At 39.1% G+C, this 5,970-nt stretch carries 6 protein-coding genes; all 6 read left to right on the top strand.

The window, feature by feature from the left end; genetic code table 11:
* On the top strand, positions 1–207 hold a 207-nt coding region (locus ACTCNA_RS17270), incomplete at its 5' end, for a hypothetical protein (RefSeq protein ID WP_462949187.1).
* 337 nt (positions 208–544) lie between these two features.
* Positions 545–2,362 carry a hypothetical protein gene (locus ACTCNA_RS17275; protein WP_462949188.1) on the top strand — a complete coding sequence of 606 codons (1,818 nt, stop codon included), beginning with the start codon at positions 545–547 and terminating at the stop codon, positions 2,360–2,362.
* 208 nt (positions 2,363–2,570) lie between these two features.
* Positions 2,571–3,383 carry a YihY/virulence factor BrkB family protein gene (locus ACTCNA_RS17280; protein ID WP_462949189.1) on the top strand — a complete coding sequence of 271 codons (813 nt, stop codon included), beginning with the start codon at positions 2,571–2,573 and terminating at the stop codon, positions 3,381–3,383.
* Between the two features lie 117 nt (positions 3,384–3,500).
* Positions 3,501–4,373: a sigma-70 family RNA polymerase sigma factor gene (locus ACTCNA_RS17285; protein WP_462949190.1), complete on the top strand. Its 873-nt coding sequence runs from the start codon at positions 3,501–3,503 to the stop codon at positions 4,371–4,373.
* Positions 4,374–4,513: 140 nt separating this feature from the next.
* A complete protein-coding gene (locus tag ACTCNA_RS17290; RefSeq protein WP_462949191.1) occupies positions 4,514–5,332 on the top strand; it encodes an OmpA/MotB family protein in 819 nt (272 codons plus the stop codon).
* A 37-nt stretch (positions 5,333–5,369) separates the two neighbouring features.
* The gene (locus ACTCNA_RS17295) at positions 5,370–5,876 is read left to right on the top strand and encodes an RNA polymerase sigma factor (protein WP_462949192.1); all 507 of its coding nucleotides are present in this window, start codon (positions 5,370–5,372) and stop codon (positions 5,874–5,876) included.
* The last annotated feature ends 94 nt before the right edge of the window (positions 5,877–5,970 follow it).

Below are 5,970 nucleotides of genomic sequence, written 5' to 3' on the forward strand. Positions count from 1 at the left end.
ATGTTGCTCAAGGATACATCTATCGTTAATAACATTGATGAAACCATTATTAACCTGAAAGAAAGCAGCATAGGGCTGAACGAAAACATGGAAGCACTCAAGCACAATTGGTTTTTTAGAAGATACTACAGGCAGAAAGCAAAAAAAGCAGCCAAAGAAGAAATGCGAATGAAGACAGATACAATAATGCCGGCTGAAAATAAATGAGAAGGCAGAGAGCGAAGGGCAGAGGGCAAAGAGCATGGGGCAAAGGGCAAAGAGAAGAAAATTGAATTTTTAAACTTATTGAATTAGGCATTTAACAGATACAAACCCAAATGTGGCTAAAGCCAGATTCAACATCAACTTTTAAAAACCGTCAGCTAAAGCAGACGGCAATAAATGGTCAAAAGAATTTGAATTAATGCATAAATTGCCGTTCACTTTAGTGAACGGACTAATGGAATGCAGAAGATTAAGGGGTTTTAACCCCATTGTCAAATTTTTAAGCAAATTTACTAAATGCCTATTTCAGCTAAAATAAAAGCGTTATTAAAAAGTAAAAATGTGGATGAAAAGCGCGGCCATATTATTTTTTGTTTTACTGCTATCAAATGATTTCGCATTTGCACAGGATACTACTGTCCAAAAAGATTCAACCCAGCTTTACGAGAACATCGAAACCTATTCCGAAAAAAGCGGTTTTACCAAATTTATGTTCCGGTTGTTTTTTAAACCCGTAGCGCCGCCACCTGCACAAAAAATACTGAACAAGCGACTGATACAAAAACCCTACAGCTTTTTTGAAGGAAAAATCATCAGGCAAATTACCATTACAACGCTCGATCCGTTTGGCTATTCCATTGGCGACACCATTTCGGCATCGCTCAACATTTTATCCCGAACAGGAAACAGGCTGCATATAAAAACCCAACCCGGCACCATTCGGAACCTGTTGCTGGTGCGAAAAAATCAACCCTTCGATCCCCTGCTGGTAAAAGAATCGGAACGGCTGGTGCGCAGCATGAATTACATTACCGATGTATCCTTTTTTGTTCAGGTTGCCCCTGAAAGCCCCGACTCGGTTGATATTTTCATTCGCGAACTGGATAGCTGGAGCCTGATTCCCGGTGGTTCAATTTCTGCTTCCCGCCATAATTTTAAACTGAGGGAAAACAATTTCATTGGCCTGGGTCACACGTTCCAGAACGGAATGGTCTGGAACCCTTCAACCGGCGATGTTGCTTACAGAATGGAATACTACGTACCCAATATCCGCAATACCTATATTAATTCCACCCTCCAATACGGCACCGATGAATACGGAAATTTCATCAAAAACTTTGCTGTGGATCGTCCGTTTTTTTCCCCTTTGGCAAAATGGGCCGCAGGTGTAAATTTTTCGCAACTTGCACAAAAAGATACTATATGGTCAAACAACGCCATGCATTTTAAATACAATGCACAGGATTACTGGGCGGGCAGTTCCATGCCGGTTTTCAGGGGAAATTCAGAATACAGCCGCACCACCCGGTTTGTTTCTGCCGCGCGATTTATCCGGGTCCGGTTTCTCGAAAAGCCTGCTGAAACGATTGACACACTCCGGTTTTACAGCGACGAAAATTTTTACCTCGCCGGCATTGGCGTAACAACACGGTTGTATGTAAAAGACAAATACATTTTCAAATTTGGAATAACGGAAGATGTTCCAATTGGAAAAGTGATTGGACTGACCGGCGGCTACCAGAAAAAAAACAGTTTGGGACGTTACTATATTAGGGCGCGTTTTTCTTCAGGCCGTTATTATTCATGGGGATACCTCAGTTCCAACATTGAGTATGGCACCTTTCTGCGGACATCAAAAGCGGAACAGGGAGTTTTCAGGGTTGGCGCCAATTATTTTACCAACCTGATTGAAATCGGGCAATGGAAATTCAGGCAGTTTGTAAAACCCCAGTTTATTGCCGGCATCAATCGTATTGATTACGACAGTTTAACCATTAACAACGAATACGGGTTAAGAGGCTTTAGCAGTCCGGAATTGTCGGGCATCAGCCGGCTTTTGTTTACTTCGCAAACCCAGTTTTACGCGCCGTGGAATTTTATCGGGTTTCATTTTGGCCCCTATTTTAACTTTTCACTGGGGATGCTGGGCGATGCAGCAAAAGGGTTCAGCGGCAGCAAAGTGTATTCGCAAATTGGGCTGGGCGTTTTAATAAAAAACGACAACCTGGTAATGAATGCTTTCCAGCTATCCATTTCCTTCTTTCCGGTAATTCCGGGCAAAGGAAATAATATTCTAAAAATGAACTCTTTTCAAACCACCGATTTTGGCTTTCGTGATTTTGAGATTGGTAAACCGGCACCGGTTGTATTCCGGTAACCCGGAAATCACCGGGAATGTGTGAATGATGTAACTTATTTTTAAATTTATATAACGCAAACCAATTTATATTTTCTCAACTTAGTTCTGAAATGAATCATAAAAAAATTCGCAAAAATGAAAATACCAGCTGGTAAAGTTTTTAAGATTTTGAAAAAGGCGCTTATTGAATGGTGGGCAAAAGACCCGTTTCGCGAAAGTGCGGTAATTGCCTATTACGCCATTTTTTTCGTTGCCAGGGCTGCTTGTTGTAATTCTGGCATTTTCGGGCTATTTTTTTGGGCGCGATGCCGTGAACAATCATATATTCAGCCAGTTTGCTTCCACCATGGGCGCCGACACTGCCCGGCAGGTTCAAAATATTATAGTGCAGGCCAGCGAAGCTAAAAATTCCCTCCTCACAACAATTTTCGGAATAATTATTATGCTTGTAGGTGCCACAGGTGTTTTTGCACAATTTCAAAAATCGTTAAATACCATTTGGGAAGTTAAAGTTGATGTGACGAAAAACAGCATCTGGAGTTTTGTCCGGATCCGTTTATTTTCATTCGGCCTAATCATTACCATTGCATTCTTACTCATCGTTTCGCTTGTAATTTCTGCGTTGCTTTCGGCCTTTGGCAGTTGGTTGACGGGGCATTTTTCCGAATCATTTTTCACAGTGTTACTAATCATTAATTTCGTTCTTTCATTTGCAATCCTCACAGTTTTGTTTGCATTGATGTTTAAATTTTTACCCGATGCAAAAATAAAATGGAAACATGTGTGGATTGGCTCCGTATTTACTGCTTTTCTGTTTGATATTGGGAAATTCGGACTGGGATTGTATTTCGGAAAATTAAACCCTGAAATAGGATATGGTGCCGCAGGTTCAATCATTCTGATAATGCTGTGGGTTTCCTATTCGTCAATGATTGTTTTTTACGGTGCCGAGTTTACACGCGCTTATGCCAATTATGTTTCGGGAAGCGTGGCTCCAAAAGAAATTGCAGAACCAGATATTCAGGATAAACCCAATTAACCGGTAATGATTAAAACGGCAAATGTGGGAATTATGTAACTCAAAATTGGAATTATGTAAATTTTCTTAAAAGAAAATCAAGAATTTTGACAAATACACAAAAAGAACCATGTTTTTATGATGAAACAATTTAAGATTACTTACCAAACAACCAATCGCGATAACTTTTCACTTGAAATATACCTGAAGGAAATTGGAAAAACAGAATTATTGACGAATGACCAGGAATTTGAACTTTCCCGCAAAATTGAAGACGGAGATAAAAATGCCCTTGATGAACTGGTTAAAGCCAACCTGCGTTTTGTGGTTTCTGTTGCAAAAAAATACCAGAACCAGGGATTGAGCTTATCTGATTTGATTAGTGAAGGCAATGTGGGGCTAATTACTGCTGCCGAGCGTTTTGACAGAACCCGCGGATTTAAATTTATTTCTTATGCCGTATGGTGGATCAGGCAATCAATTTTACAGGCAATAGCAGAAAAATCCAGAATAGTGAGGATTCCGCTCAATAAATTAGGATTGAAAAGTAAAATCACGAAAGCCTATAACCAGTTGAGCCATGAGCTTCTTCGCGAACCAACTACCGAAGAATTATCCGATTTATTGAATTTAAAGTATGAAATTGTTGAAGGTGTAATGAGTATTATACTTGATAAAATATCAATGGATGCCCCGATTCCGAATAAAGAGGAAACCAGCTTATACGATTTTATTCCAAATGATGATTCACTCAATCCGGAAACTTACTTAAACAAAAGTTCAATACGAAATGGAATTGAACGATTACTTGCAGGGCTTAATGACAGAGACTCTGGAATAATGCGAAGTTTATATGGATTAGATGGCAATGAACCTCTTTCTTTAAGCGAAATAGCTTTTATTTATGGATTATCGCAAGGAAGGATACGTCAGATAAAAGAAGGTGCGATTAAAAAACTTAAAACTCAAAACCACAATAAAAGCGTATTCAAAGAATACATGTATGCTTAGTGGTTCACTCCGGCAGAAATCATAGTTGTTTCTATTCAAAAAATGTGTGAATAATGTAACTCTTATTCAAAGTTATGTAACACTTTGCATCCCAAATATTCTCACCTTGCTTCTATTATTTTTCACTTAAAATTATCAAAATGAAAAAATCAATTTACCACCTTACTTTTATTGCCCTGATAGTTGGTCTGGTGTTTACATCCTGCGTATCGGGCAAAAAATTTACAGCTTCAGAAGCCAGGGCCGATAAGTTGCAAAAGGAAAAAACAGCTACGCTTAGCCAGCTGGATGAAAGCAAAATGCAGGGAATGAGATTAAAAGAGGAAATGGCATCTCTTCAAAAAGAAAAAGATGCGTTTCAGAAGGAATATAATTCCCTTCAAAATAACCTGATGTTGCTCTCATCCGAATCAAATATGACCATCAGGGAACAGGCTGCACGACTGAAAGAACTTCAGGATATCATTCAATCTCAAAACGATAAAACCACTGATCTGAAAAATTCGATTTCAAAGGCGCTGTTAAATTATAAAACAGACGAACTGAATGTTTACCAAAAAGACGGGAAAGTATATGTTTCACTCGAAGAAAAATTGTTGTTTAAATCGGGTAGCGATGTGGTTGATCCTAAAGGGAAAGAAGCGCTAAAATCGCTGGCAAATGTACTGAACAGCACCAACGATTTCACCGTGGACATTGAAGGCCATACGGATGACGTACCCATTAAAACCCAACGGTTTAAAGATAACTGGGATCTCAGCACCGCCAGGGCTTCATCCATCGTCCGCATTCTTACCAAAGATTATGGTTTTGATGTGGCGCGTATCACCGCTTCCGGGAAAGGCGAGTTTCACCCGGTAAACCTGAATTCGTCAGTTGAAGGCCGGGCAGGAAACCGCAGGACCGAAATCATCCTTTCGCCTGATTTGCAGGAAATATATGAACTATTGTATCAGTAAAATTTTATTGCCGGTAGTAAAAAAAAACAAAAACGTCATGACCAAAATTCAATTCAACAACGCACTTCTCAGTTTAAGGAGCAAGTTGCACATTTATGCACTCAGTTTAACTTCCGATTCAGACCAGGCCAGAGATTTATTGCAGGAAACCATGTTAAAAGTTCTGACTTATCGCGAAAAGTTTACGCAAAACACAAATTTCAAAGCATGGGTTTACACCATCATGAGGAACACATTTATTAATGATTACCGAAAGAATAAAAAAATAAGGAATACGTTCAGTAATTCCGACATCGATTTCTGTCTTTTGTTTCCAAAGAAAAATTATCCGGCCCCGGATTCAATTTACAATAGCAAGGAAATTTACCGGAATATCGATGCGCTTGATGACGAATACCGAGTCCCGTTCACCATGTTTTTCGAAGGGTACAAATACAAAGAAATAGCTGAAAAGCTTTATTTACCGCTCGGTACCGTTAAAAGCAGAATATTTTTCACCCGGAAAAAGCTGAAAAAATTACTGCATGAATATTCAGACAATTAATAAAGATGAAATTAGTAAAAACTGCATCACCGCACTCCTTTATTGGGGGGCGGTAATTTTTTGATATTGTTTGAATTAAATAGATTTAACAACA

Source organism: Tangfeifania sp. (assembly GCF_055108615.1).

What these genes read in the sequence shown, in the direction of transcription:
- ACTCNA_RS17275 (WP_462949188.1), top strand. Translation starts at nt 545, where the DNA reads ATGTGGATGAAAAGCGCGGCCATATTATTTTTTGTTTTACTGCTATCA.
- ACTCNA_RS17285 (WP_462949190.1), top strand. Translation starts at nt 3,501, where the DNA reads ATGATGAAACAATTTAAGATTACTTACCAAACAACCAATCGCGATAAC.
- ACTCNA_RS17290 (WP_462949191.1), top strand. Translation starts at nt 4,514, where the DNA reads ATGAAAAAATCAATTTACCACCTTACTTTTATTGCCCTGATAGTTGGT.
- ACTCNA_RS17295 (WP_462949192.1), top strand. Translation starts at nt 5,370, where the DNA reads ATGACCAAAATTCAATTCAACAACGCACTTCTCAGTTTAAGGAGCAAG.